General features: G+C 66.4%; 27 protein-coding genes. 12 read left to right on the forward strand and 15 right to left on the reverse strand.

The genetic code is table 11. From position 1 onward, the window contains the following. Position 1: 1 nt before the first annotated feature. From gspN to gspG, 8 genes are all read right to left on the reverse strand, one after another. Complete coding sequence (gene gspN / locus AC3ANW_RS01255) at positions 2 to 823, reverse strand: type II secretion system protein N (protein ID WP_488343399.1); 822 nt, start codon at positions 821 to 823, stop codon at positions 2 to 4. Between the two features lie 8 nt (positions 824 to 831). Further along, entirely contained in the window at positions 832 to 1,503 is a 672-nt protein-coding gene (locus AC3ANW_RS01260; RefSeq protein ID WP_488343400.1) for a type II secretion system protein M, read from the reverse strand. Continuing rightward, complete coding sequence (gspL, locus tag AC3ANW_RS01265; RefSeq protein ID WP_488343401.1) at positions 1,500 to 2,744, reverse strand: type II secretion system protein GspL; 1,245 nt, start codon at positions 2,742 to 2,744, stop codon at positions 1,500 to 1,502. The genes AC3ANW_RS01260 and gspL overlap by 4 nt, the downstream gene beginning before the upstream one ends. 58 nt (positions 2,745 to 2,802) lie before the next feature. Beyond that, complete coding sequence (gspK, locus tag AC3ANW_RS01270; RefSeq protein ID WP_488343402.1) at positions 2,803 to 3,783, reverse strand: type II secretion system minor pseudopilin GspK; 981 nt, start codon at positions 3,781 to 3,783, stop codon at positions 2,803 to 2,805. Then, on the reverse strand, positions 3,780 to 4,481 hold the full coding sequence (locus AC3ANW_RS01275) for a PulJ/GspJ family protein (RefSeq protein WP_488343403.1): 702 nt from the start codon (positions 4,479 to 4,481) through the stop codon (positions 3,780 to 3,782). Before AC3ANW_RS01275 ends, gspK begins: the two co-directional genes overlap by 4 nt. Next, a complete protein-coding gene (gspI, locus tag AC3ANW_RS01280; protein WP_488343404.1) occupies positions 4,481 to 4,855 on the reverse strand; it encodes a type II secretion system minor pseudopilin GspI in 375 nt (124 codons plus the stop codon). The genes AC3ANW_RS01275 and gspI overlap by 1 nt, the downstream gene beginning before the upstream one ends. After that, positions 4,852 to 5,316 carry a prepilin-type N-terminal cleavage/methylation domain-containing protein gene (locus tag AC3ANW_RS01285; RefSeq protein ID WP_488343405.1) on the reverse strand — a complete coding sequence of 155 codons (465 nt, stop codon included), beginning with the start codon at positions 5,314 to 5,316 and terminating at the stop codon, positions 4,852 to 4,854. Before AC3ANW_RS01285 ends, gspI begins: the two co-directional genes overlap by 4 nt. A 116-nt stretch (positions 5,317 to 5,432) precedes the next feature. Further along, entirely contained in the window at positions 5,433 to 5,885 is a 453-nt protein-coding gene (gene gspG / locus AC3ANW_RS01290) for a type II secretion system major pseudopilin GspG (protein ID WP_488343406.1), read from the reverse strand. A gap of 73 nt (positions 5,886 to 5,958) precedes the next feature. On the opposite strand from gspG, the gene AC3ANW_RS01295 reads away from it, so the two are divergent. After that, entirely contained in the window at positions 5,959 to 6,408 is a 450-nt protein-coding gene (locus AC3ANW_RS01295; protein WP_488343407.1) for a type II secretion system protein N, read from the forward strand. A 9-nt stretch (positions 6,409 to 6,417) separates the two neighbouring features. On the opposite strand, the gene AC3ANW_RS01300 is transcribed toward AC3ANW_RS01295, so the two are convergent. Genes AC3ANW_RS01300 through ilvA form a run of 3 tightly spaced genes read right to left on the reverse strand, consistent with a single transcriptional unit; the run spans position 6,418 to position 9,398 of the window. Beyond that, on the reverse strand, positions 6,418 to 6,981 hold the full coding sequence (locus AC3ANW_RS01300) for a histidine phosphatase family protein (protein WP_488343408.1): 564 nt from the start codon (positions 6,979 to 6,981) through the stop codon (positions 6,418 to 6,420). An 8-nt stretch (positions 6,982 to 6,989) separates the two neighbouring features. Continuing rightward, complete coding sequence (locus tag AC3ANW_RS01305) at positions 6,990 to 7,796, reverse strand: adenosylcobinamide-GDP ribazoletransferase (protein ID WP_488343409.1); 807 nt, start codon at positions 7,794 to 7,796, stop codon at positions 6,990 to 6,992. A 6-nt stretch (positions 7,797 to 7,802) separates the two neighbouring features. Continuing rightward, positions 7,803 to 9,398 (reverse strand): threonine ammonia-lyase, biosynthetic, encoded by a 1,596-nt coding sequence (ilvA, locus tag AC3ANW_RS01310; protein ID WP_488343410.1) that lies wholly within the window; start codon positions 9,396 to 9,398, stop codon positions 7,803 to 7,805. Between the two features lie 314 nt (positions 9,399 to 9,712). On the opposite strand from ilvA, the gene AC3ANW_RS01315 reads away from it, so the two are divergent. After that, a complete protein-coding gene (locus AC3ANW_RS01315) occupies positions 9,713 to 10,165 on the forward strand; it encodes an OsmC family protein (RefSeq protein ID WP_488345325.1) in 453 nt (150 codons plus the stop codon). A gap of 23 nt (positions 10,166 to 10,188) precedes the next feature. Here the strand turns inward: AC3ANW_RS01315 and coq7 are convergent, their stop codons facing one another. Beyond that, positions 10,189 to 10,806 (reverse strand): 2-polyprenyl-3-methyl-6-methoxy-1,4-benzoquinone monooxygenase, encoded by a 618-nt coding sequence (gene coq7, locus AC3ANW_RS01320; protein ID WP_488343411.1) that lies wholly within the window; start codon positions 10,804 to 10,806, stop codon positions 10,189 to 10,191. 398 nt (positions 10,807 to 11,204) lie between these two features. On the opposite strand from coq7, the gene AC3ANW_RS01325 reads away from it, so the two are divergent. Beyond that, positions 11,205 to 12,338 (forward strand): porin, encoded by a 1,134-nt coding sequence (locus tag AC3ANW_RS01325; RefSeq protein WP_488343412.1) that lies wholly within the window; start codon positions 11,205 to 11,207, stop codon positions 12,336 to 12,338. A gap of 240 nt (positions 12,339 to 12,578) precedes the next feature. Next, on the forward strand, positions 12,579 to 13,337 hold the full coding sequence (locus AC3ANW_RS01330; RefSeq protein ID WP_488343413.1) for a DUF3047 domain-containing protein: 759 nt from the start codon (positions 12,579 to 12,581) through the stop codon (positions 13,335 to 13,337). A 9-nt stretch (positions 13,338 to 13,346) separates the two neighbouring features. Here the strand turns inward: AC3ANW_RS01330 and AC3ANW_RS01335 are convergent, their stop codons facing one another. Further along, positions 13,347 to 13,811: a YqaA family protein gene (locus tag AC3ANW_RS01335; protein ID WP_488343414.1), complete on the reverse strand. Its 465-nt coding sequence runs from the start codon at positions 13,809 to 13,811 to the stop codon at positions 13,347 to 13,349. A 135-nt stretch (positions 13,812 to 13,946) separates the two neighbouring features. On the opposite strand from AC3ANW_RS01335, the gene dusB reads away from it, so the two are divergent. The 4 genes from dusB (at position 13,947) to AC3ANW_RS01355 (ending at position 18,964) form a co-directional block, all read left to right on the forward strand. Next, positions 13,947 to 14,999, forward strand: a complete 1,053-nt coding sequence (gene dusB, locus AC3ANW_RS01340; RefSeq protein WP_488343415.1) for a tRNA dihydrouridine synthase DusB — start codon at positions 13,947 to 13,949, stop codon at positions 14,997 to 14,999. Positions 15,000 to 15,073: 74 nt separating this feature from the next. Further along, positions 15,074 to 15,310 carry a Fis family transcriptional regulator gene (locus AC3ANW_RS01345; protein WP_488343416.1) on the forward strand — a complete coding sequence of 79 codons (237 nt, stop codon included), beginning with the start codon at positions 15,074 to 15,076 and terminating at the stop codon, positions 15,308 to 15,310. A 13-nt stretch (positions 15,311 to 15,323) separates the two neighbouring features. Next, entirely contained in the window at positions 15,324 to 16,892 is a 1,569-nt protein-coding gene (gene purH, locus AC3ANW_RS01350) for a bifunctional phosphoribosylaminoimidazolecarboxamide formyltransferase/IMP cyclohydrolase (protein WP_488343417.1), read from the forward strand. Then, positions 16,892 to 18,964: a TonB-dependent receptor family protein gene (locus AC3ANW_RS01355; RefSeq protein ID WP_488343418.1), complete on the forward strand. Its 2,073-nt coding sequence runs from the start codon at positions 16,892 to 16,894 to the stop codon at positions 18,962 to 18,964. The genes purH and AC3ANW_RS01355 overlap by 1 nt, the downstream gene beginning before the upstream one ends. Before the next feature lie 6 nt (positions 18,965 to 18,970). On the opposite strand, the gene hemL is transcribed toward AC3ANW_RS01355, so the two are convergent. Both hemL and thiD read right to left on the reverse strand, forming a co-directional pair. Beyond that, positions 18,971 to 20,257, reverse strand: coding sequence for a glutamate-1-semialdehyde 2,1-aminomutase (gene hemL, locus AC3ANW_RS01360; RefSeq protein WP_488343419.1), 1,287 nt, complete (start codon positions 20,255 to 20,257; stop codon positions 18,971 to 18,973). Positions 20,258 to 20,292: 35 nt separating this feature from the next. Continuing rightward, positions 20,293 to 21,246: a bifunctional hydroxymethylpyrimidine kinase/phosphomethylpyrimidine kinase gene (gene thiD / locus AC3ANW_RS01365; protein ID WP_488343420.1), complete on the reverse strand. Its 954-nt coding sequence runs from the start codon at positions 21,244 to 21,246 to the stop codon at positions 20,293 to 20,295. Positions 21,247 to 21,450: 204 nt separating this feature from the next. Here thiD and AC3ANW_RS01370 point away from each other — a divergent pair, with 204 nt between their 5' ends. The 4 genes from AC3ANW_RS01370 to AC3ANW_RS01385 are packed head-to-tail and all read left to right on the forward strand — an operon-like array spanning position 21,451 to position 22,989. Then, positions 21,451 to 21,603 (forward strand): rubredoxin, encoded by a 153-nt coding sequence (locus AC3ANW_RS01370; protein ID WP_488345326.1) that lies wholly within the window; start codon positions 21,451 to 21,453, stop codon positions 21,601 to 21,603. 53 nt (positions 21,604 to 21,656) lie between these two features. Next, the gene (locus AC3ANW_RS01375; RefSeq protein ID WP_488343421.1) at positions 21,657 to 22,055 is read left to right on the forward strand and encodes a response regulator; all 399 of its coding nucleotides are present in this window, start codon (positions 21,657 to 21,659) and stop codon (positions 22,053 to 22,055) included. Further along, entirely contained in the window at positions 22,055 to 22,420 is a 366-nt protein-coding gene (locus AC3ANW_RS01380; protein ID WP_488343422.1) for a response regulator, read from the forward strand. Before AC3ANW_RS01375 ends, AC3ANW_RS01380 begins: the two co-directional genes overlap by 1 nt. Before the next feature lie 5 nt (positions 22,421 to 22,425). Continuing rightward, complete coding sequence (locus AC3ANW_RS01385) at positions 22,426 to 22,989, forward strand: chemotaxis protein CheW (protein ID WP_488343423.1); 564 nt, start codon at positions 22,426 to 22,428, stop codon at positions 22,987 to 22,989. The last annotated feature ends 24 nt before the right edge of the window (positions 22,990 to 23,013 follow it).

A 23,013-nucleotide genomic window follows, 5' to 3' on the forward strand; every position in this document is an offset into this window, starting at 1 on the left:
GTTAGCCCAAGGTGATGACGGAGGTTGCGCCGACGCGGCGCCCCAGGAGATTCAGGAGGACGGAGAGCGCGGCTTCGCGCTCCGGCAGGGCCCGTGCCTCGCCGATGAACCGCAGGCGGTTGCCGACCCACTGGCCGGTGCCCGAAAGCCGCAGCGGGCCGTCGAGTGTGCTGAGGTCCAGCCCCGGCACGTTGCCGCCCTGCACCGACAGCCGGTAGCTGCCCAGCGGGCGCAGCGGCGACAGGCTGGAGGCCATGTCGCGCAGGTTGAAGTCGGCACGGCCGGCGACCGACAGGCGTCCGGCGGCCAGGTGCAAGGCCAGTCCGCTGGTGCTGAGCGCCAGCGTGCCTTCGGGTTGCAGCGTGTTGAAAGGCGTGCCCAGGCCGCTGAGCAGGGCGGCGGGCCAGGACGACTGGCCGTTGTCGACGCGGATGCGGACGCCGTCGAAACCGGCATCGGCATGCAGCACCAGCGGCTGTGCCGTGCAGCAGGCGGCACGCAGGTGCAGCCGCAGGCCGGCGAGGGCCGGGCGCAACTGCCATTCGATGCGGTCGGGCAGGGCCGCGGCGTCGGTGCTGCCGCTGCCGCCGGCCAGCACCATCTGGGCCGAGCCGTTCCAGACGGTGCCGCGGGCATCGGTGAACAGCAGGTGGCCATTGCTGACGGAAGCGGCGGTCTGCGCCAGCCAGCGGGCAGGCGCGAACAGCACCAGCGCCAGCACGGCGCCCAGCACCGCGCCGATCAGCCCCGCGACGGTGATGGGCGTGCGGCGGCGCGCGGTGCGCGGCACCTCGCTGCGGATGTGGGCGGAGCGGCGGACCATCGGGCGGATCAGGAAGCCGGCAGGGCCAGAACCACCGTGCCGTCCCAGCGGGCGTCGTTGACGACGGCCGGGGCGGGTGCAGCGACTGCCGGCGGCACGTTCTGCATGAGCTCGGCCGCGGGTTGGCCACCCGGTGCGGCGGCGGCCGGGACATTGGGGCGTGCCGGCGGAGTGCCACGGCTGCCGGCCGTGGCCGACGTACGCACCGGGCTGCGCACCAGCCGGACCTCGACCGGAATGGCGCGTGCGTCGGTGCGGGCCTGGCCGAGCCATGCGGCAACGCTGGCGGCCGGCACGTTCTGCAGGGTGACGATGGCCCGTTCGCCGCTCGACTGCATCTGGGCGCCGGTGCCCAGTGCGGCGACCGATTCGCGCAGCGCCTTCTGCGCGGCGTCGCGGCCGATCTTCGGCTGAGCGGCCAGTTGCCTGGCTTCGGCCTGCAGCGCCAGCATCTGCTGCATCTGGCCGTCGAGCACCACCCGTTGGGCCTGGCTCTTCTGCAGCGACTTGAGGGCCGGTGCCAGCGCGATGGCCCACACCAGCAGGATGCCGACGGCCGATGCGGCGAGGGTGCTGAGATACCGCTCGCGCGGCGACATCAATGCCCAGCGGGCACGTAGTGGTGCCAGGGCGGCGTCGGCTCGGGCGGCCAGAGGCGACGTTGCGGTCGGGCGTTTCATGGCGCGGTCTCGGTGTGCAGCATCAGGGCTTCGCCCTCGGTGCGGGCGGCGATGCCGCGGGTGCGCAGGGCGCTGATCAGGTTGCCGGCTTCTTCGCCCTGCAGTTGCAGGCCGACCAGGCGGAGTTCGGTGCCCGAATATTCGAGCGCAGTGGCGCTGTGGCCGGCGGGCAATGCCGCGCCGACGGTCGCCAGCAGGGCTTCGGCGCCGGATGCCGAAGCGGCGCCGCTGGCCTGGCGCAGGTTCACCAGTTCGCGTTCCATCTGGACCGGAGCATCGACCACCACCCGCACGTTCGGGAAAGTGGTGGTGAGCAGTCCGCGCACCATGGCGTCCTGGGCCTGCACCGCGTTGTTTTCCTTCCAGGCCCAGGCGTTCAACCCGACGACCTGCGCGGCCACCAGCAGGCCGGCGCCCCAGCGGGCGGCACGCCATTGCGGGGCGCGCATCAGTTCGCCCATCAGGGCTCCGGCACGTTTGACGACACGGGTGCGGCCGCTGCTGGCCAGGTCGAATTGCGCCAGGTCCCATCGGCCTCGGGCGGCGGACAGCCAGCGGGCGGCGGGCGTTTCGAGTTGCGCGGGCCGGCCGGCGCAGGTTTCGGCCAATACGGCGATGGCGGGTTCTGCCAGCAGGGGCGCGGCGGCGACATCCAATGGCAGGATGGCCAGCGAACTGGCGGCCAGCGGCATCAACGACAGCGCGCCGCCGGGTGGCATGCCGGTGGCCAGCAGCCAGGCTTCGTCTGGTGTGCCGAAGGCGTGCAGCAGGGTTTCGTCTCCGCCCGGCGCCCATTCGGGCACCACGCGCGCGGCGGGGTGGCCGGCGGCCTCGAGCGTCAGCAGTGCGTTGCGCAGCCAGGCGCGGTTGCAGACGGCGATCCAGGCGGCTTCGCCCGCCGAAAGGTCGGGTGCCAGTGCGAAATGCAGCTGGGCCGGGTCATCGAGCAGGTGTTCTTCGAGCAGGCCGTCGAGCACGGCCCGCAGGCGTGGTGCCCCGTTGCCGCGCGATGTCGGCCGCACGCCCGGCGGCAGGGTGATGCGGTGCCACGACAGCGCGCGGACGGGCACCACTGCGACGGTCTCCCCGGCGCGGCCGGTGTGGGGCAGCAGGGCGGCGGGGGCGGCGGACTGCTGCAGTACCGAAACACCGTCGCCGGTCAGCACATAGGAGAAGTCCGCACTGCTGGGCGAGACGCCATCGGCCGCCGGCAGGGGAATGGAAACAATCAGTGTGCTCATGGGAAGTGCGCGCGATTGTAGAGAGGGCCTGTGACAGTCCGCCAGGCAGAAATGCGGTTCATCGCGCGACCGCCGGCAGGCTTTGCAAGCCCAGCGCGGCCCGTTCGCGCCAGATGATGCTCAGGGTATTGCCGTCGCGTCGCACCAGCGAACGTTCTTCGACGACGGCCTGCTGCAGGCGCAGCCGCCCCCGGACCTCGAAATAATGGGTGACGGTGGCGGTCTGGTCAGCCGTCGTGACGGGTTCGACATTGGCTACCTTCAGCGCTGCATCCACGCTCTTGAAAGGCGCATTGGTGCGTGCCGTCACCAGTCGCTGCGCCACCGACATGCCGGTTCCCAGCACCGCGGCCAGCACCGGCGCGGGCGCGGTGTTGAGGTTGATGGCGGTGTTGCGTTCGGGGAGGATGGTGGCGTAGGGTTTCAGTGCCTCGATGGTCGCAGGTGAAACGCCCAGCCAGCTCAGTTCCTGCAGCCGCTCGGGCATCAGCGGAGCGTCGGTCGATTCTCCCGCCAGGGCCGAAGCCAGGCCGCGGGCAATCAGTTGCGCCTGCTGTTCGGGAAGGTTGAGCTTGCTGAACAGCTGCAGCAGGACGGTCAGCCAGGTTTCGTCGACGACGTTCTTGACGTTGACCAGGTTGCGAAGATTGAACAGGGCCTGCGCATCGGAAATGGTGCCCGACAGGAACACGTCGTCGTCGCTGCCGTCGCCGGTGTCGTTCTGGTCGGCCGCCAGGAAGCTGGACAGGCGGGCCTCCTGGAGCGGCACCGCCCAGGGTTCGGTCAGGTCGTCCGACTGCGCGGTATTGGCAGCCACCGCCCGCACATCCTCGCGCAGGATCAGCCGCGACCAGTCGAGCGCGCCGCCCAGCATCCAGGCCGCCTGCACCCGGGCGCGTTCGGAAGTTTCGATTTCAACGTCGCGCCACTGCTGCCATAGCGCCGATGCCGCCAGCGTGGCGACCAGGGTGACGGTCAGCATGGCGGCCAGCAAGGCGGCGCCGTGCTGGCTTCGGAATGGTCGGCGGCGCGGTTTCATTGCTGCGACGGCGTGACGGTGGGAGCGACCCAGTCGCGGGTGAGGTTGCCCGAAAAGGCCTGTCCGGGCGACAGCGAAAGCACCAGCCGGACGCCGTCGGGAATGCTGGACGAAGTGACGGCGGTCGTGCTCCCGATGGACTGGGCGACCGCGGTCAGGTTGGCGGAATCATCCGAGGACAGCGGATTCGACCAGGCGTTGTTGCGGTAATAGAAAAGCTGCCAATTGTCGGCGCGCGCCACCGGCACCTCGCGCAGGCGCTCGGCTTCGCCCGGGTTCTGGGCCCACAGCGCCGCCTGGTTCCATGCCTGGCTCCACTGCGCGACCGAGACCAGGGGGCCGGAATCCCAGCGCAGCCACCAGCTGTTGCCGTCCGCCAGAGTGCGGCGCGACCAGGCGGCCACCCGCAGGCCGTCGGTGGGGTCGCCGTTGCCGCGGCGGGTGATGCGCAGCGCACGGCCGTCCCAGTCGATGGGCCTGGTGTGGGGGCGCTCGGTGATGGCGTCCAGGTCGACGCCCCATTGCGACAGTCCGGCCTGCAGCGCCAGCACTTCGTCGCCCCGCACGCGGGCCTGTTCGCGGGCGCGGGACAGCCCGTCGATTCCGCGCCAGCTCAGCACGGCCAGCAATGCCATCACCGCGATGGCGACCAGCACCTCGATCAGGGTGAAGCCCTGGGAGCGTCGTCTCGAACCCATCAATAGCGGCCCACCACGGTGGAAATGCGCAGGATCGGGAAACGCCCGTCGTCCACGTTGGCGTCGACCCTGCGGAAGCTGGGGTTGGGCGTGGGGCGGACCGACAGCCGCACATGCAGCACCCGGCCGGCCTGTTCGCAGTTGACGTCGTTGTCGCCGATGCCTGGCCACTGGCGCGCCAGACGGATGCGCGTGAGTTCGTTGCCGGCGCACAACTGGGCCAGCACCACTTCGGACTGCCGCTGTGCATTGCGGGTGAGCGCGCTGGTCGCCTGCAGTCCGGCGATGAGGGCGATCGACACGATGGCCAGCGCCACCAGCACTTCGATCAGGGTGAAACCGGCTTCGGCGCGGTCGGTGGGAGGGTGTTTCACGGAGCGGGTGTCAGCACGGTGAAAGGCCGTAGCCCGTCGGTGGCGATGCGCAGCACCCGCTCGGGTTTGGCCAGCACGGCGATGGTGATCTCCTGTCTTCCGATCAGCGGGTCGGGGCCCAGGCGGAGGACCGGATTGGCGCTGACGGTGCCGGTGCCGGACTCCAGCCAGCGGGTTGGCAGTGTGCCGGCCGGAAGCCCGTCGAACGCGAAACCTTCAGGCGTGGCGCGCCACACCACCGGAATGCCACTGGCGCGCGACTGTCCGCGCGCCGATTCCAGCAGGGCGGCAAGCCGGCTGGCCTCCCGCTCGAGACGGGTCTCGGAAGGATCGCGCATCGACAGCGCCACGCCGGCCGTGCCGAAGGCGATGATGGCCAGAACAACCAGCAGTTCGAGAAGGGTGAAGCCGGCGTCGCGGCGCTTGCCACTCGGTGGCGATGGAGGTGGGAGGCAGGACACACAGCCGCCCTAGGAATCGGTCGCCGTGCGGCCGCCGCCGGGCCGCCCCAGGGCGAGCCGCGCCGTCCCCACGGGGGATGGCGAATGACACGAAGTGAAGAGCCGGAGGGCCACTTTTATTGCCAGCTGCCGATATCCGCATTCTTCCCCTCGCCGCCCGACTGCCCGTCGGCACCGAAGGACATCACATCGACCTCGGCCTTCACACCGGGGTTGAGGTACTGGTAGGCGCGGCCCCAGGGGTCGTTGGGCAGCTTGTCCAGATAGGGTTTCCAGTTGGCCGGCACCGGTGCGCTGGTGGGCCGGGCGATGAGTGCCTGCAAGCCCTGCTCGGCGCTGGGGTAGCGCTGGTTGTCGAGGCGGTACAGCTTCAGCGCCTGGACCAGATTGTTGACGTCGGTGCGGGCGGCGGTCACGCGGGCGTCATCGGCGCGGTCGAGCACGTTGGGCACGATCAGCGCTGCCAGCACGCCGATGATGACCAGCACCACCATCAGTTCGATCAGGGTGAAACCCGCTTGCAGGCGTTTCGGAAGGCGTCGGAAGGTGCGTGAATTGAGGCGGGACATATGTCGGGAATGTGACGATGAAGCCGGGCACGAAAAGGATCGGCCGGGGCCGTCGCACCATGATAATCCCGTCATGCGACAGATCTTCCCCTCCCGTTTCGTGCCTCCGCTTACCACCACCGCCTTGTGGGCGCTGGCTTTCGGCAGTTGCGTGTTCTGGGGGCTGCGCCTTTCGGCGCCTGCGGCAGGCTCGCCGTATCCGCCTGCCGCGCGGTCGTCGGTGCCGGCGCCGGATACGAATGCACTCGCCCGCACGCTGGGTGCCTTGCCCGATGCCGGGCCCGCGGCTGCAGCGCCCGCCGCCAGCCGTTTCGTATTGCTCGGCGTGCTGGCCGGCAGCAGCCACGGCGGTGCTGCGCTGATGGCGGTTGACGGGCAGCCGGCCAAGACCTATCGGGTCGGCAGCACGGTGGTGCAGGGTTTCGTGCTGGAATCTGTCTCGCCGCGCCGTGTGGTGCTGGGGACCGATGGCAATGCTTCCGGCGGCCGCAGCCTGACGGTCGACATGCCCGCCCTGCGCTGAATCAGCAGTTCAGGCCGACCGATCAAGTTCCGGCAACCGCAGCCTGATCCAGCTGCCGAAGGCGATGGCCTGTGACGGCCAGTCTTCGGCCGACCTGATCTGCCGGCGGCCAGATGCGATGAGTCCGGCCGCGCGCACCACACCCGCATGGGTGATCCATACGGTGTCGCCTTCCGGCACCTCGTCCATCGCTGCCGCGACCCTGCCGATGAAGCCGCGCACCGTCTCGCCGCCTCCGGGCGCGTGATCGGCGAAGTCCGCAGTCCAGGCGTCGAGTGCGGCTGCGCCGATGTCCTGCCAGCTGCGACCTTCCCAGCTTCCGAAATGCATCTCCGCCAGTCTCGGATCGTGTCGGACCGGCATTGCGTTTTGGCGACTGGCCCACACGGTCGCCAGTTGCCGGCAACGCTGCAGAGGGGATGAAACCAGCATCGCGCCGGGCGGAAGCGCCAGGTCCAGGGCATCGGCGACGGTCGAGGTGTCTGCTGCATCGGCCGCGACGTCGAGGCTTCCGTAACAGGTTCCAGGCTCGATCAACGGCGTCGCATGACGCACCAGCCAGAGTGTGCGCATGCCGTGGATCAACGCAGGGCCGCAGCGGCCCCGGCATAGAAGGCGATCTCGCAGACCTGCTGCGCGGCGCCGAGGCAATCCCCGGTGAAGCCGCCCAACCGCCGCAGGAAGATGCGCCGCAGATGCCAGAGCGCGGCCACGGCGAAGACCAGGCCCAGCGCCACGAATGCCAGTCCCTGGCAGGCCGGCAGAACGACGAGAACCGGCAGGCACCAGAGCGCCGCGACGGTCAGCGTGTTGCGACTGATGCGGTCGGCCAGCGGCTTGCTCTTGGAGCGCGCGGTGTCGCCCACATGCGCCATCGAGCGCACCAGCAACAAGGGCAGAAAACGTGAGAAAACGTGGCCCCCGGCCAGCGCCGCCAGCACCGGACCCGGGCCGTGCCCGCCCAGCACGGCCAGCAGCGAAACCTTGGCTGCGATCGCCAGCACCAGGGCCAGCGTGCCGTAGGCGCCGATACGCGAGTCCTTCATGATGTCCAGCGCCCGTTCGCGGCCGGCGCTTCCACCCAGTCCGTCGGCTACGTCGGCCAGACCGTCTTCATGGAAGGCGCCGGTCATCAGCGCGGTCACGACGGTGCAGGCGACTGCCGCAGCCATCGGCACCGCCGGACCGCTGCCCCACAGCCACCAGGCTGCCGCGTAGGCAGCGCAGGCGCACATCGCCACGAGCCAGCCGACACCCGGGAAGTGCCCAGCCGCCGCCCGCAATCCTTGCGGCGTGAAACCGGCCCAGTCCGCCAGTGCACCCGTGACCGGAATGCGGGTGAAGAACTGCAGCGCCAGCAGGTAATGCCGCAGGGCTTCGGTCAGCATGGCGTATCAGTCCCGCAAGAACAGGCGGTAGGCGGGGTTGTCTGTCTCTTCGACCCAGGGGTAGCCGAGCGTGCCGAGGAAATCGGCAAACGCCGCGTCCTCCCCTTGCGGCACCTGCATGCCGACGAGGATGCGGCCATAGTCGGCGCCCTGGTTGCGGTAGTGGAAGAGGCTGATGTTCCAGCTTGGCTGCATCAGGCTCAAGAACTTGAGCAGTGCGCCCGGGCGTTCCGGGAAAACGATGCGCAGAAGTCGTTCGGGTGCACCGCTGTCGGCACCCAGCCGTCCGCCGACCAGGTGGCGCAGGTGTTCCTTGGCGATCTCGTTGTGAGTCAGGTCCAGCGTGGGGAAACCCAATCCGCCGAAATGCGCGGCGATGCTGGCCGATTCGCCGCGGGCGGCGGTGGTCAGCCCGACGAACACCTGGGCTTCGCGGGCATCGGCGCTGTCGCGCATGCGGTAATTGAATTCGGTCACGTTGCGCGGGCCGCCTGGCAGTTCTCCGATGGATTCGCAGAATCGACGGAAGCTGCCGCGTTCTTCCGGCACCGTCACCGCGAACAGGGCCTCGCGCTCTTCCCCGACCTCCGCCCGCTCGGCGACGAAACGCAGGCGGTCGAAGTTCATGTTGGCGCCGCAGAGGATGGCTGCATACGTCTCCCCCTGCGTGCCGTTGCGCGCGGCATATTGCTTGATGGCCGCAACCGCCAGCGCGCCGGCCGGCTCGACGATGCTGCGGGTGTCGACGAAGACATCCTTGATGGCGGCGCAGACAGCGTCGGTGTCGACCGTCATGAATTCGTCCACCAGGTCGCTGGCGATGCGGAAGGTTTCTTCACCGACCAGCTTGACTGCGGTGCCGTCCGAAAACAGGCCGACGTCGGCCAGCGTCACCCGCCGGTGCGCCGCCACCGACTGCATCATGGCGTCCGAGTCGTTCATCTGGACGCCGATCACCTTCACGCCCGGTCGCACCGCCTTGATGTAGTTGGCGACACCCGAGATGAGGCCGCCGCCGCCGATGGCGACGAACACCGCGTCGAGCCGGTCCGAACCCGGGCCCTGGCCGATGCCCTGCACCTGCCGCAGCACTTCCATGGCGATGGTGCCCTGGCCGGCGATCACGTCCGGGTCGTCGAAGGGGTGGACGAAAGTCAGGCCCTGGGCCTTTTCGAGCTCGACCGAATGCACATAGGCGTCTGAATAGCTGTCGCCGAACAACACGACTTCGCCGCCCAGCGCGCGCACCGCGTCGACCTTGAGTTGCGGCGTGGTGGTCGGCATGACGATCACCGCACGGGCGCCGAGCTTGCGGGCGCTCATGGCGACACCCTGAGCGTGGTTGCCCGCTGATGCGCAGATCACGCCGCGTGCCAACTGATCGGCTGAAAGGTGCGCCATCTTGTTGTAGGCGCCCCGCAGCTTGAAGCTGAACACCGGCTGCTGGTCCTCGCGCTTGAGCAGCACGGTGTTGCCGATGCGCTCGCTGAGATTGCGGGCGCGCTCCAGCGGAGTCTCGACAGCGACGTCGTAGACGCGCGCGTTGAGGATGCGGGTGAGATATTGGGCAGGGGTGAGCGGCAGCGGAGTCGGCGTTGACATGGCGAACGTATAAGCGCGGCGGTACGGCGACCGCCAGAGGCGCGAATGATAGGCGGCCAAGAAAAAAGCCCCGAGTTTTGCAACTCGGGGCTAAATCCACCAAAGGAGGAGGTGGAGGAGACAACTGGTGCGGCGCCGAATTTCCGGGCTCGTTTCCTGTTAGGGAAAGCACATCGGGAAAATCCTGATGGGCGCTGCGATGGTGTGAAGTATAGCGGTGTCTTGCTGCGACGCAACAACCCCCGAACCCATATGTAGGCGAAATGCCACAAAAGCGACAATGGCGTCTCCAAAGGTCGGAAGGAACTCAAACGATGGAATGCACAGTGAGCTGGACAGGCGGAGCGGGAACCCGTTCGCCGATGGGCTTTGCCGCCGAGACCGGCAGCGGCCATGTGATCAACATGGACGGCGCACCCGACGAGGCGCGCCCGGAAAACGGCGGCCGGAACCTTGCGCCGCGACCGATGGAGTTGCTGCTTGCAGGCACGGGTGGATGCACCGCCTATGACGTCGTGTTGATCCTCAAGCGTGGTCGCCACGATGTGCGCGGCTGCAATGTGCACCTGAGCAGCGAGCGCGCGACGGTCGATCCCAAGATATTCACCAGGATCCACATGCGCTTCGTGGTGACCGGTAAGGGAATTCCAGCCGGCGCAGTCGAGCGCGCGATCGCGTTGAGCCACGAAAAATATTGCTCGGCCAGCATCATGCTGGGCCAGATGGCCGAAATCACGACCAGCTTCGAACTCGTCGAAGCCGATTGAGAGCGAGGCCGGCCCGGAAGTCGTCAGATGTGGTGTGCCGTAGTCGTCATGACACGCGCCGCTCCGCGCATCAGCAACTTCACCGGGCCGGGCAGTTCGATCCCGCCAGCGCGCCGTGCCTCCTGGGCATGCTCTTCCTCGTCGAACTTCATCTGCGCGACGACGGCGCGTGACGCGAGGTCGTTGGCCGGCAGCTGTTTAAGGTGTTTGCCGAGATGCTCGCTGACCTGGTCTTCGGTCTCGGCGACAAAACCGAGGCTTACCCGGTCGCTGATCTTGCCGGCCACGAGACCCAGCGCAAATGCGCCCGCGTACCACAGCGGATTCAGCAGGCTGGGCCGCGAGCCCAGTGCGTCCAGCCGCTGCCGCGTCCAGGCAAGGTGATCGGTTTCTTCACGGGCCGCGGCTTCGAGCTGCTCGCGAAGGGCGGCATTGCGGGTCACGGCGGCCTGGGCGGTATAGAGCGCCTGGGCGCATATCTCGCCGACATGGTTGACCCGCATGAAACCTGCCGAGAGTTTCTTCTCTTCGGTGCTCAATTCGCCGGCACTCTGAGCCGAAGGTGGGGTCGGGCGGGCAGCCCGGTGCTCGGCAAACAGGGTGCGCAACGCCGCATCGGCGGTCACGAGGATTTTTTCCATGGTCTATTTCTCCGGTTCGGCTCAAGCATAGGCGCACTGCGGAGCCGGCCGGTTTCAGAGGAAATCGGTCCGTATCGCTCCACATCGGCAACAGCCTTTGTCGCTCACAAGCAACCGGGTTTGACGGCGTTGCCATTCACTCTGTAGGAGTCCTCCCACATGGCTGTCGGCGGTTGCCGATGGCTTGGTTTATCCGTTGTTGTGATGCAACGAAACCACGCTTTGTGACTGTTTCGCCTCACAAATGCTTTGCGCCACATCGGTCGGTCTGGTGGAATACGCCCAACTTCCGAAGAGGAGGTTGGCCCGGGGAACCGGTGGGAACATGGATGCGCGAAACAGCGCACGAGTGCTTCCTTCGATCCGGCGCCCTCTGTTTAACCTTGGAGAAACTCGCAATGAAAAAATCTCTGATCGCCCTGGCTGTGCTGGCTGCTTCCGGCGCCGCAATGGCTCAATCGTCGGTGACCCTGTTCGGTATTATTGACGCTGGCGTCGGCTACGTTAAGAACGAAGGCGCTGGCCACACCACCGGCCTGCTGAACGGCGGCAACGGCACCAGCCGTCTCGGCTTCCGCGGCACCGAAGACCTCGGTGGCGGCCTGGCTGCCAGCTTCTGGCTGGAAGGCGCTCTGAACAACGACGTCGGCGGTGGCGCTTCGCAAACCACCGGTTTCGACTTCCAACGTCGTTCGACCGTCAGCCTGTCTGGCACCTTCGGTGAAATCCGTCTGGGTCGTGACTTCGCTGCCACCTACCTGCCGTCCATCTCGTATGACGTGTCGGGCCAGCGCGGCTTCGAACAGATCGAACAGTACGGTGTTGCAGGTTCCGGTGTTACCGGCCTGAACGGCGCTACCCGCGTCAACAACTCCATCGCTTACTTCCTGCCCGCAACCCTGGGTGGCTTCTACGGTAACGTGCAGTACGCCTTCGGCGAACGTAACTCGACCACCACGGCTGTCACCCTGCCGAACGGCCTGAGCACCACCGCTGCTAACGCAATCACCGACAAGACCGGTAACTTCATCGGTGGTCGCCTGGGTTACGCAAACGGCCCGCTGGACGTGTCCGGTTCTTACGGTTCTTTCTCTGACGCAGTGCGCACCGTTGGTGCCGCTTCGTACGCAGAAGACTACAAGATCGCCAACATCGGCGCTTCGTACGACTTCGGTGTTGTCAAGCCCATGATCTTCGTCCAGCAAGACAAGATCGACGGCCGCGCAACGGTTGCTGATTACAAGCTGAACACCTACGCCATCGGCGCTACCGCTCCCCTGGGTGCTGGTGTCCTGCGTGCACAAGTTTCGCGTTACGACGTGAAGAACAGCAACAACGACGCTAACAAGTTCTCGCTGGGCTACGTGTACAACCTGTCCAAGCGCACCGCTGTGTACGCTGACGTTGCTCGTATCAACAACAAGGGCGGCGCTACGTACAACTTCGCCGGCGTGGGCGGCCTGGCAACGGCTAACCCCGTCGCTGGCGGCAACGCTACCGCTTTCGCTGTCGGCGTGAAGCACTCCTTCTAATCAAACGCTGGCCTTGTGCCAGTGTCTGTATAGAAACAAAAGCCCCCGGCGAAAGCCGGGGGCTTTTTTCATGGTTCATCCTTTTCTGGCTGGGGGAGGTAGACCAATCGGAGGGGATAAGACGCCAGGCCGCGTCGGCAGCGATTAAGCTTCCATCCCATGCCCCTGTATGAACGTACTGGCCTTGCTTTCCTGCCTGCTCTCTTATGCGCTGCTGCCCTTGCAGGTTGTGCATTCCATATGCCTGACCAGGTTTCAAGCGAGCCCGAAGAAACGGCCGAGCCGGCGCGTGTGCAGCCGGTTGCGATCACACCGGAAGAGCGCTCCTGGGGGCGTTCCCTGGGCAACGTCGCAGGCCGGATGCAGGCCTTGCCGGTTTGGGAGCATTACCGGCTTCCTGGCAAGGAAGCGACCCGATACGCCTTCGTTCGGGGTGACGGGCCCGAAGGCCGCGTGGCGGTACAGGCTTCCGCTGCCTCTTCCGCCAGCATGTTGCGCGCCGCCATGGCAGTCACTCCCGAGCAGATGGGGCAATTTCATTTTTCCTGGAAGGTCAGTTCGCTGATCGAAGGGGCCGACCTGGGCGCCCGTGAGTCCGATGACGCGCCTGCCCGGGTGGTGCTGGCTTTCGACGGTGATCGCAGCCGGTTTACCGCACGTGAATGGGCGATGGCCGAACTGGCACGCACGCTGACAGGCGAAGAGATGCCCTATGCCACGCTGATGTATGTCTGGTGCAACCAGCGTCCGGTCGGCACGGTGATCGTGCATCCGCGCAGTTCGAGGGTGCGCGCGATCGTCGTGGAATCCGGTCCCTCCCGCCTAGGCCAGTGGACGCTGTACCAACGCGATGTCAAAGCCGATTTCGAGCGTGCATTCGGCGAAACGCCGTCCAGGCTGACCGGCGTTGCGCTGATGACCGACAGCGACAACACCCGAACCAAGGCGCAGGCCTGGTACGGACCGTTGCGTTTCGATGTGGCTGCCGTGGCGCGCTGAAGCCCGGGGCTAGAAAAAATAGACCAGCACCGTGGTCATGATCAGGTAACGCAGAAACTTGCCGATCAGCATATAGGCGAGGCAGGGCCAGAACGGCAACCTCAGCCATCCGGCAACCGCACATAGCGGGTCGCCCACCAGCGGCAGCCAACTCAGCAGGCAGGCCTTCGGGCCCATCCTTTTCAGCCAGTCGATCACCCTTGTGTGATGTTTTGAGTGGCTGTATCGGTCGGTCACCTTGTGGGCTCCGTAGCCCATCCACCAGTCGAGCGCGCCCCCCAGCGTATTGCCTGCGGTGGCCACCAGAATGGCTGACCAGAACAGGTCGGGATTCAGATGAAGCAGGCCATACAACACTGGTTCCGAGCCGATGGGCAACAAAGTCGCCGAAATGAACGACGCGATGAAAAGTGTGCTCAACCCGAACTGAGGCAGTGCGAGGAACGAAAGGAGGGTGTCTAGCCAGGATTGCATGTGCTTGCCAGTATCGCAGCGGGTGTCCGAGCGCTGTAACGGCATTTGGTTTGCTGAAGTTTTAGGCAGCTAGAATCACGCCCTTCGCCCGCCGCGACCCCCTTTCGTTTTTCTGCTTTGCACCCTGTCCGCGCCATGCAAATAGGCCCCATCAAACTCACGAACCGTCTGTTCGTCGCTCCCATGGCGGGTGTGACGGATCGGCCGTTCCGGCAGTTGTGCAAGTCGCTGGGAGCCGGTTATGCGGTCAGCGAGATGGTGACTTCACGGCGTGATCTGTGGAACACCCTGAAGACTTCCCGACGGGCCAACCACGAAGGCGAGACGACGCCGATCTCCGTCCAGATCGCCGGCACCGATGCAGCCATGATGGCCGAGGCCACGGCCTACAACATCGACCGCGGTGCGCAGATCATCGACATCAACATGGGTTGTCCGGCTAAGAAGGTCTGCAACAAATGGGCGGGTTCGGCGCTGATGCAGGACGAACCCCTTGCGCTGTCGATCGTCGAGGCGGTGGTGGCGGCGGCGGCTCCGCACGGCGTCCCGGTGACCCTCAAGATGCGCACCGGCTGGGACGACGCACACCGGAATGCGGTGTCCATTGCCCGTGCGGCCGAGTCGGCCGGCGTGCAGATGCTGACCATCCACGGACGCACGCGCGAGCAGGCCTATCGCGGCCATGCCGAATACGAAACCGTGACCGCGGTCAAGAACGCGGTGCGTATTCCGGTGGTCGCCAACGGTGACATCAGCACGCCCGAACGCGCCCGCGACGTCTTTGCCGCGACCGGCTGCGACGCGGTGATGGTCGGCCGCGCAGCCCAGGGCCGTCCGTGGATCTTTCGCGAGATCGCGCATTTCCTGGAAACCGGGGAACACCTTGCCCAGCCACTGGTCATCGAGGTGCGCCGCCTGCTGCTGGATCACCTCGAAGACCACTACGCGTTATATGGCGAACTGACCGGTGTGCGCAGTGCCCGCAAGCATATCGGCTGGTACGTGCGCGGCTTGCCGGACGGCGACGAGCTTCGCCACCGCATCAACCGCATCGAGGACTGCCGCCTGCAATCCCTGGCCGTGGCCGATTATTTCGATGGCCTGGGCACTGTGTCCGACCGGCTGCCGGCGCCGCTGGCCACCGGCGACCCCGAAGAAGAATCCGTGCCCGCCGACAGCTGCGGCTAGCCGGTCGCGCACGGGCTGCCGGGCGCGGCGGCCGATACGAACACAAGAACATAAAGAGCACACAAGAGAAGAGCATGAGCAAGCAAATGATCGAAACCTGCATACGCGACAGCCTGCAGGGATATTTTCGGGATCTCGGCGGCGAACAGCCGCATGGCATGTACGACATGTTGATCCAGGTGATGGAACGCCCGCTGCTGGAAGTGGTGATGGCCGAAGCTGCGCAGAACCAGTCGCGCGCCGCCGACTGGCTGGGCCTCAACCGCAACACCCTGCGCAAGAAGCTCGTCGAACACAAACTCATCAAATAAGAAACCCGTCCTCATGAACGCACTGCTTTCCGTATCCGACAAGACCGGCATCGTCGACTTCGCCCGGGGCCTGCACGCCCTGGGCATCCGCCTGCTGTCCACCGGCGGCACTGCCGCGCTGCTGGCCAAGGAAGGCCTGCCGGTCACCGAGGTCGCCGAAGTCACCGGTTTCCCCGAGATGCTCGACGGCCGGGTCAAGACCTTGCATCCGATGGTGCACGGCGGCCTGCTGGCACGACGTGATCTACCCGAGCACATGGCTGCGCTGAAAGAACACGGTATCGCCACCATCGACCTGCTGGTGGTCAACCTGTACCCGTTCGAAGCCACCGTGGCCCGTCCCGGCTGCACGCTGGAAGACGCCATCGAGAACATCGACATCGGCGGCCCGGCCATGGTGCGCAGCGCCGCCAAGAACTGGAAGGACGTCGGTGTGGTGACCGACGCTTCGCAATACGCTGAGGTGCTGGCCGAACTGCAGGCCGGCGAGTTGTCGAAGAAAACCCGTTTCGCCCTGTCGGTGGCCGCGTTCAACCGCATCAGCCAATACGACGGCGCGATCAGCGACTACCTGTCGCGCATCCAGGACGACGACAGCCATGCGCTGTTTCCCGGCCAGTCCAACGGTCGATTCATCAAGCTGCAGGACCTGCGCTACGGCGAGAACCCGCATCAGCAGGCTGCGTACTACCGCGACCTGTACCCTGCGCCCGGCTCGCTGGTCACCGGCCAGCAGCTGCAGGGCAAGGAACTCAGCTACAACAACATCGCCGACGCCGATGCCGCATGGGAATGCGTCAAGAGCTTCGAACAACCGGCCTGCGTGATCGTCAAGCATGCCAACCCCTGCGGCGTGGCCGTCGGCCGCGATGCGCTCGACGCCTATTCGAAGGCCTTCAAGACCGACCCGACCTCGGCCTTCGGCGGCATCATCGCCTTCAACCAGCCGGTGGATGCCGCCGCCGCGCAGGCTGTTTCCAGGCAGTTCGTCGAAGTGCTGATGGCGCCTTCGTTCTCGCCGGAAGCGCTGGAGATCTTCAAGGCCAAGGCCAACGTGCGCCTGATGCAGATCGCGCTGCCGCCGGGCGGCGACACCGCCTGGTCGCAAGGCCGCAACGCCATGGACGTCAAACGCATCGGCTCCGGCATCCTCATGCAGACCGCCGACAACCGCGAACTGACCCTGGCCGAACTGAAGGTCGTCACCAAGGTGCAACCCACGCCGCAGCAACTGCAGGACCTGCTGTTCGCCTGGAAGGTCGCGAAGTACGTCAAGAGCAATGCCATCGTGTTCTGCAAGGACGGCATGACCATGGGTGTCGGCGCCGGACAGATGAGCCGCCTCGATTCCGCCCGCATCGCCAGCATCAAGGCCGAACACGCCGGCCTGGCGTTGAGCGGCACGGTGGTCGCGAGCGACGCGTTCTTCCCGTTCCGCGACGGCCTCGACGTGGTGGTGGATGCCGGCGCCAGCTGCGTCATCCAGCCGGGCGGCAGCATGCGCGACCCCGAAGTCATCGCCGCAGCCGACGAGCGTGGCGTGGCCATGGTGTTCTCCGGCGTGCGGCACTTCCGCCATTGATGCGGCTGCGCGAACTGCCGCTGCTGGCGTTTTCGCTTTGCAGCCTTTCCGCATTCGCCCAGGCGACTGCGGATACATTGCCCGTCGTCGAGGTCGAAAGCAGCGGCGCTGCCCAGCGGCGTTTCGATTCGGCGGCCAGCCAGACCAGCGTCGCGGTCGATGGTTTCCGGTCTGCGTCGCCGCTGGTGAACCTTTCCGAACTGCTGATCGGCCAGCCCGGCGTGGTGGTGATGGACCGCCAGAACTATGCGCAGGATCTGCAGATCGCGGTGCGCGGTTTCGGTTCGCGTTCCACCTTCGGTGTGCGTGGCGTGCGGATCCTGGTCGACGGCATTCCCGCCACCTCGCCGGACGGCCAGGGCCAGGCTGCGACGGCCCAACTGGCGTCCGCGGCGCGTGTAGACGTGTTGCGCGGCCCGCTTGCGCAGCAATATGGCAATTCAGCCGGCGGTGTGGTGCAGGTCTTCACACGCGACCCCAAGCCGGGCGGCGGTGCCAGCGCCTCGTTCTCGGCCGGCGCTTATGGTCTGCGGGCTGGTGATGTATCGGTCGACTTCGGCGACCGCACCCTCGGCGGCCTGCTCGACATATCGCACATGGAAACCGACGGCTGGCGCGATCACAGCGCCGCCGAGCGCACCCAGATCAACGGCAAGCTGGTGGCCCGCCCCAGCAGCGACACCAAAGTCACCGCGCTGGTGAACCTGTTCGACTCGCCCAAGGCGCAAGACCCGCTGGGACTGACCGCGGCACAGCTGCGCGCCAATCCACGGCAGGTGACGTCGGTGGCCAACACCTTCGACACCCGCAAGACCATCGGCCAGAACCAGCTCGGCCTGGTGATCGAGCAGAAGATCGGCGCGCAGGACCGTATCGAGGGCCGCATCTATGGCGGCACCCGCGATGTCACCCAATATCTTTCGATGAACGGCGCGGCCCTGACCAGCGCCGGCGGCGTGGTCGACCTGCAGCGGCGATACGGCGGCGTCGGCCTGCAATGGACCCATGACCTGCGCACCGCCGCCGGCCTGCCGCTGTCGGTCACCGCGGGTGTCAGCGTCGACCGGCAGCGCGAACGGCGCCAGGGTTTCGTCAACAACAACGGGATCCCGGGTGCCTTGCGTCGAGACGAGATCGACCGCGCCGGCAACAACGACCTGTTCGCCCAGATCGACTGGCAGGCCACGCCCGACTGGCGTTTCATCGGCGGCCTGCGCAACAGCCGGGTGCGGCTGTCGGTGGACGACCACTACGTCACCGCCGTCAATCCGAACGACAGTGGCTCACGCGATTACCGGCAGACCAGCCCGGTGCTGGGGGTCGTGTGGAGCGCGGCCGACAACCTGAACCTTTACGCCAACGCCGGCCAGGGTTTCGAGACACCGACGTTGGCCGAACTCGCCTACAGCGCCAACAACACCGGTCCCAATTTCGGGTTGAACGCTGCCAAGAGCCGGCAGCTCGAAATCGGAGCCAAGTGGCAGCAGCCGCGGTTCAACCTGGAAGCCGCGCTGTTCAACGCCCGCAGCCGCGACGAGATCGTGCCGGCCGCCACCGTCAATGGCCGCACGGTGTACCAGAACGCGGATTCGGTGGTGCGGCGCGGAGCCGAACTGGCGGTGACCGGCAAACCGATGGGCCGTTGGCAGGTCGCACCGCGGCTGGCCTATACCCGCCTGGACGCCTTCTTCGACAGCGCATATGCCAACGCTGCGGGCACCACCATCCGGCGCGGCAACCGGCTGCCCGGCACCGCGCGCGACACGGCGCAGCTGATCGTCGATGCCGCACCCGGCTTCGGCTGGAAGCTGGGCGCCGAGCTGCAGATGTCGGCCAAGGCTTTCGCCGACGACCTGAACAGCGAGGCGGCTGCCGGCTACGGCGTGCTCGCCCTGCGCGCCGGCAAGGAATTCAAGTCGGGCGGCATCGCCTGGTATGCCTGGGGCCGCATCGACAACGTGTTCGACCGCGGTTATGCGGGATCGCTGATCGTCAACGACGGCAACAGCCGTTTCTATGAATCCGCCCCCGGCCGCCGCCTCACCGTGGGGCTGCGCGGCCGGTTCGATTAGGACGTGTCAAAGGCCGGCGAAAACCTCGCCGGCTGCCGCCACCGTCTGGTCGATGTCGGCATCGGTGTGGGCGCCGCTGACAAACCCGGCTTCATACAGCGCCGGTGCGATATACACGCCACGGTCCAGAAGGCCGTGGAAGAGGCGGCCGAACCTGGCCGTGTCGGTGGTCATCACCTGCGTGTAGTGGCTGGGCAGGCTGTCCAGCAGGAAGAATCCGAACATGCCGCCCTGGCTGTCCTTGGAGAAGGGCAGGCCGGCCTTGGCGGCCTCGGCGGCCAGGCCGTCCACCAGGCGTGTGGTGCGGGACGAAAGCGCCTCGAAAAACCCGGGCTTGCTGATTTCGTTCAGCGTGGCCAGTCCGCAGGCGGTCGCCACCGGATTGCCCGACAGGGTGCCGGCCTGGTAGACCGGCCCCAGCGGCGCCAGGTGTTCCATGATGGCCTTCGATGCACCGAAGGCCGCCAGCGGCATGCCGCCGCCGATCACCTTGCCCAGCACGGTGATGTCGGGGCGGATGCCCATCACGCCCTGCGCGCTGTTCAGGCCCACCCGCAGGCCGGTCATCACTTCGTCGAAGATCAGCATCGCGCCGTGACGGGTGCACAGGTCGCGCGCGGCCTGGGCGAACGCCGGGCTGGCGCGTACGAAGTTCATGTTGCCGGCGATCGGCTCCAGGATCACGCAGGCGATGTCCACGCCGTATTCGGTGAAGGCCTGTTCGAGTTGTTCGACGTTGTTGAACTCCAGCACCAGCGTGTGCTGCACCACTTCCGGCGGCACGCCGGCCGAGGTGGGATGGCCGAAGGTAGCCATGCCCGAACCGCCCTTGACCAGCAGCGCATCGGCGTGCCCGTGGTAGCAGCCTTCGAACTTGATGATGGTCTTTCGGTTGGTCACGCCGCGCGCCAGGCGGATGGCGCTCATGCCGGCTTCGGTGCCCGAACTCACCAGGCGCACCATTTCCACCGAAGGCACCAGCTCGATGATCTTCTCGGCCAGTTCGATCTCGCGTTCGGTCGGCGCGCCGAACGAAAATCCGTCCAGCGCCGCCTTCTGCACGGCCTCGAGTACGGCCGGGTGGCCGTGGCCCAGGATCATCGGGCCCCAGGAGCCGATGTAGTCGATGAAACGCTGGTCGTTGGCATCCCAGAAATACGCGCCCTGCGCACGTTTCACGAATCGCGGCGTGCCGCCCACGGCCTTGAAGGCGCGGACCGGCGAATTGACGCCGCCGGGAATCACCGTGCGGGCGCGTTCGAAGAGGGGAAGGTTGCGGTCTTCTGAAGTCATGGCGATGGAAAAGGCAAAAGAGTTTCGGTGGCGGGTCAGTGTTTGGTGTCGGGCAGCGGCATCACGAAGCTTTCGAGCGCCTTGGTGACGTCCGAAGATGCAGCTTCTTCGGCCTCTTCGTCCTCGTCCGGCTGCGCCCAGAACAGGCGGTCGGGCAGCACGTTGCCCATGCCGGGGCGGAAACCTCCGTCCAGGCTGCGGTCCAGGTAATGCAGGGCTTCGCCGACGGCCTCGACCAGGTCGCTGCCGTTGGCGACCAGCGCCACCAGTGCGGCTGAAAGCGTATCGCCAGCTCCGGAGAACACGGCGTCGAAGAGTTCGAACTTCGCCGTGGCCATCACTGCGGTAGGCGATGCCAGCGTGTTCTCGACGAATTGTTCCGGCAGGGGAATACCGGTCACCAGGGTGTAGGGCACGCCCGATTCGCCGGCGGCGCGGGCGATGTCGCGGGCGGTGGGCGCACGCTGGTTCGACCAGTCCGGCAGCAGCCAGCGCCACAGCGTGCCGTGATTGCCGATGAGGACGGTGGTCTGGGGCAGCAGCAGTTCGCGGAAGGCGTCGTGATAGGCGTCGATCTCGTCTTCGGTCCACCACGACAGGTCGGGCATGTAGGCGATCAGCGGCAGGTCGTCGTAGTCGGTGGCGATCTCGGCGATGGCACCCAGGTTGGCCGGCGTGCCGGCAAAACCCACCTTGATGGCGTCGACAGGAACGTCTTCGAGCACCACCCGCGCCTGTTCGGAAACGGCTTCCTCGTCCAGCGGGAAGTGTTCGAAGATCTTCGCGCTGTCGCGGGCGTAGGCGCCGGTGGCCACCGCCAGGGCGTGGCCGCCGACCGAGGCGATCGCCAGCATGTCGCCCGACAGGCCTCCGGCTCCGCTCGGGTCGTTGGCGTTGAACACCAGCACGCAGGCCGGGCGGCCGTCGTCTTCGTCGTCCTGGAGTTCGTCGGGGGAGAGGTCGGGAGCGGAGGAGGGCGGCAGGGGCATGGGTCGGTGCGGGTGGAGCGCGTGAGGCACGTGGAGTACGTGAATGGGCAACCGGGTAGCAGGCTTCCATTGTGCAACGTGTCGCTTCGAGGCCGGTTCCAGCGCAGCGAGTTTGGTAAGCAGGCTGCAACGTCGGAACCAGTCGATACAATCGTTGCTTCGAATGTGAACGACCTATAAGCTGTGACTGACCCCAAAACCTGGATGTGCTTGATTTGCGGATGGATCTACGACGAGTCCGCCGGCGTACCCGACGACGGTATCGCACCCGGCACGCCGTGGGATCAGGTCCCGATGAACTGGACCTGCCCGGAGTGCGGGGCTCGCAAGGAAGATTTCGAGATGGTGCAGATCTAAACCGGTCTTCTTGCGCGAAGCCGGGCCTTTCCTTTCTGCAGACAGGAGCAGCTGTGAGCACAAGCGCAAGACGTTGCCGCGTTCTGGTGGTGGACGACAGCAACACCATCCGCCGTAGCGCCGAGATATTCCTGAAACAGGGCGGGCATGAAGTATTGCTGGCCGACGACGGCTTCGATGCGCTGGCCAAGGTCAACGACTACGAGCCCGAGCTGATCTTCTGCGACATCCTCATGCCCAAACTCGACGGCTACCAGACTTGCGCGATCATCAAACGCAACCCGCGTTTCGCCGCTACTCCCCTGGTCATGTTGTCCTCCAAGGACGGTGTGTTCGACAAGGCTCGCGGCCGCATGGTCGGCTGCCAGGACTACCTGACCAAGCCCTTTACCAAAGACCAGTTGCTCACGGTGGTGCAGCAGCTGGCGCCATCGCAGCCAGGAGTCCTCTGATGCCTATCCAGAAGGTGCTTGTCGTCGACGACTCCAAGACCGAACTGATGTTTCTCACCGACCTGCTGCAGAAAAACGGCATGGCGGTGCGCACCGCCGAAAACGCCGAGCAGGCCTTGAGCCGGCTGGCCGAGGAAAAGCCCGACCTCATCCTGATGGACGTGGTCATGCCCGGCCAGAGCGGTTTCCAGCTCACGCGCACCATCACCCGCAATCCGGCCTATGCCGACGTGCCGGTCTTCATGTGCACCAGCAAGAACCAGCAGACCGACAAGGTGTGGGGCATGCGCCAGGGCGCGCGCGCCTATCTCACCAAGCCGGTCGATCCGGCGGAGCTCAAGGCCCGCATCGCCGAGCTCGGCTGAGCCCCATGGCCAACCGCCAGGCGCTGCGCGAACTCCAGAGCCGCCTGGCCAGCCGTCTCCAGGCTGCACGCGACGAAGGCCCGTCGGTCGCCTGGCTGGCCGCGGAAGCCGGCGGCGCCGGTTACCTGTTCCCGCTGGCGCAGGCCGGTGAAATCCTTCCGTGGACGGCGGTCCAGCCGGTGCCCTATACCCGACCCTGGTTCCTGGGCGTGGCCAACCTGCGCGGCAACCTGTCCGGCGTGATCGACCTGGCTCAGTTCCTGTCCGCCGTGGCGGCGCCTTCCGGCAAAGCCGCGCCGCTCCGACCGGCAGAGGCACTGCGGGCCGATTCGAGCCTGCTCACCTTCAATGCCGCGCTCGGCGTGCAATGCGCGCTGGTGGTCGACCGGCTGGCCGGCCTGCGCGGCGGCGAGGCATTCGTGTCCGTTTCGCCGCGTGCGGACGAAGCGCACGACTGGCACGGCTCTGTCTACACCGATCCGCAGCAACGCAGCTGGCAGGAAATCGACCTGCAGGCACTTGCTGAATTCCCGCGTTTTCTCGACATCGCACTCGGCCTCGAAGGCTGAGCACGTCACCGTTCATTTCCGCCA

The organism is Xylophilus sp. PBN-3R (genome assembly GCF_057747805.1).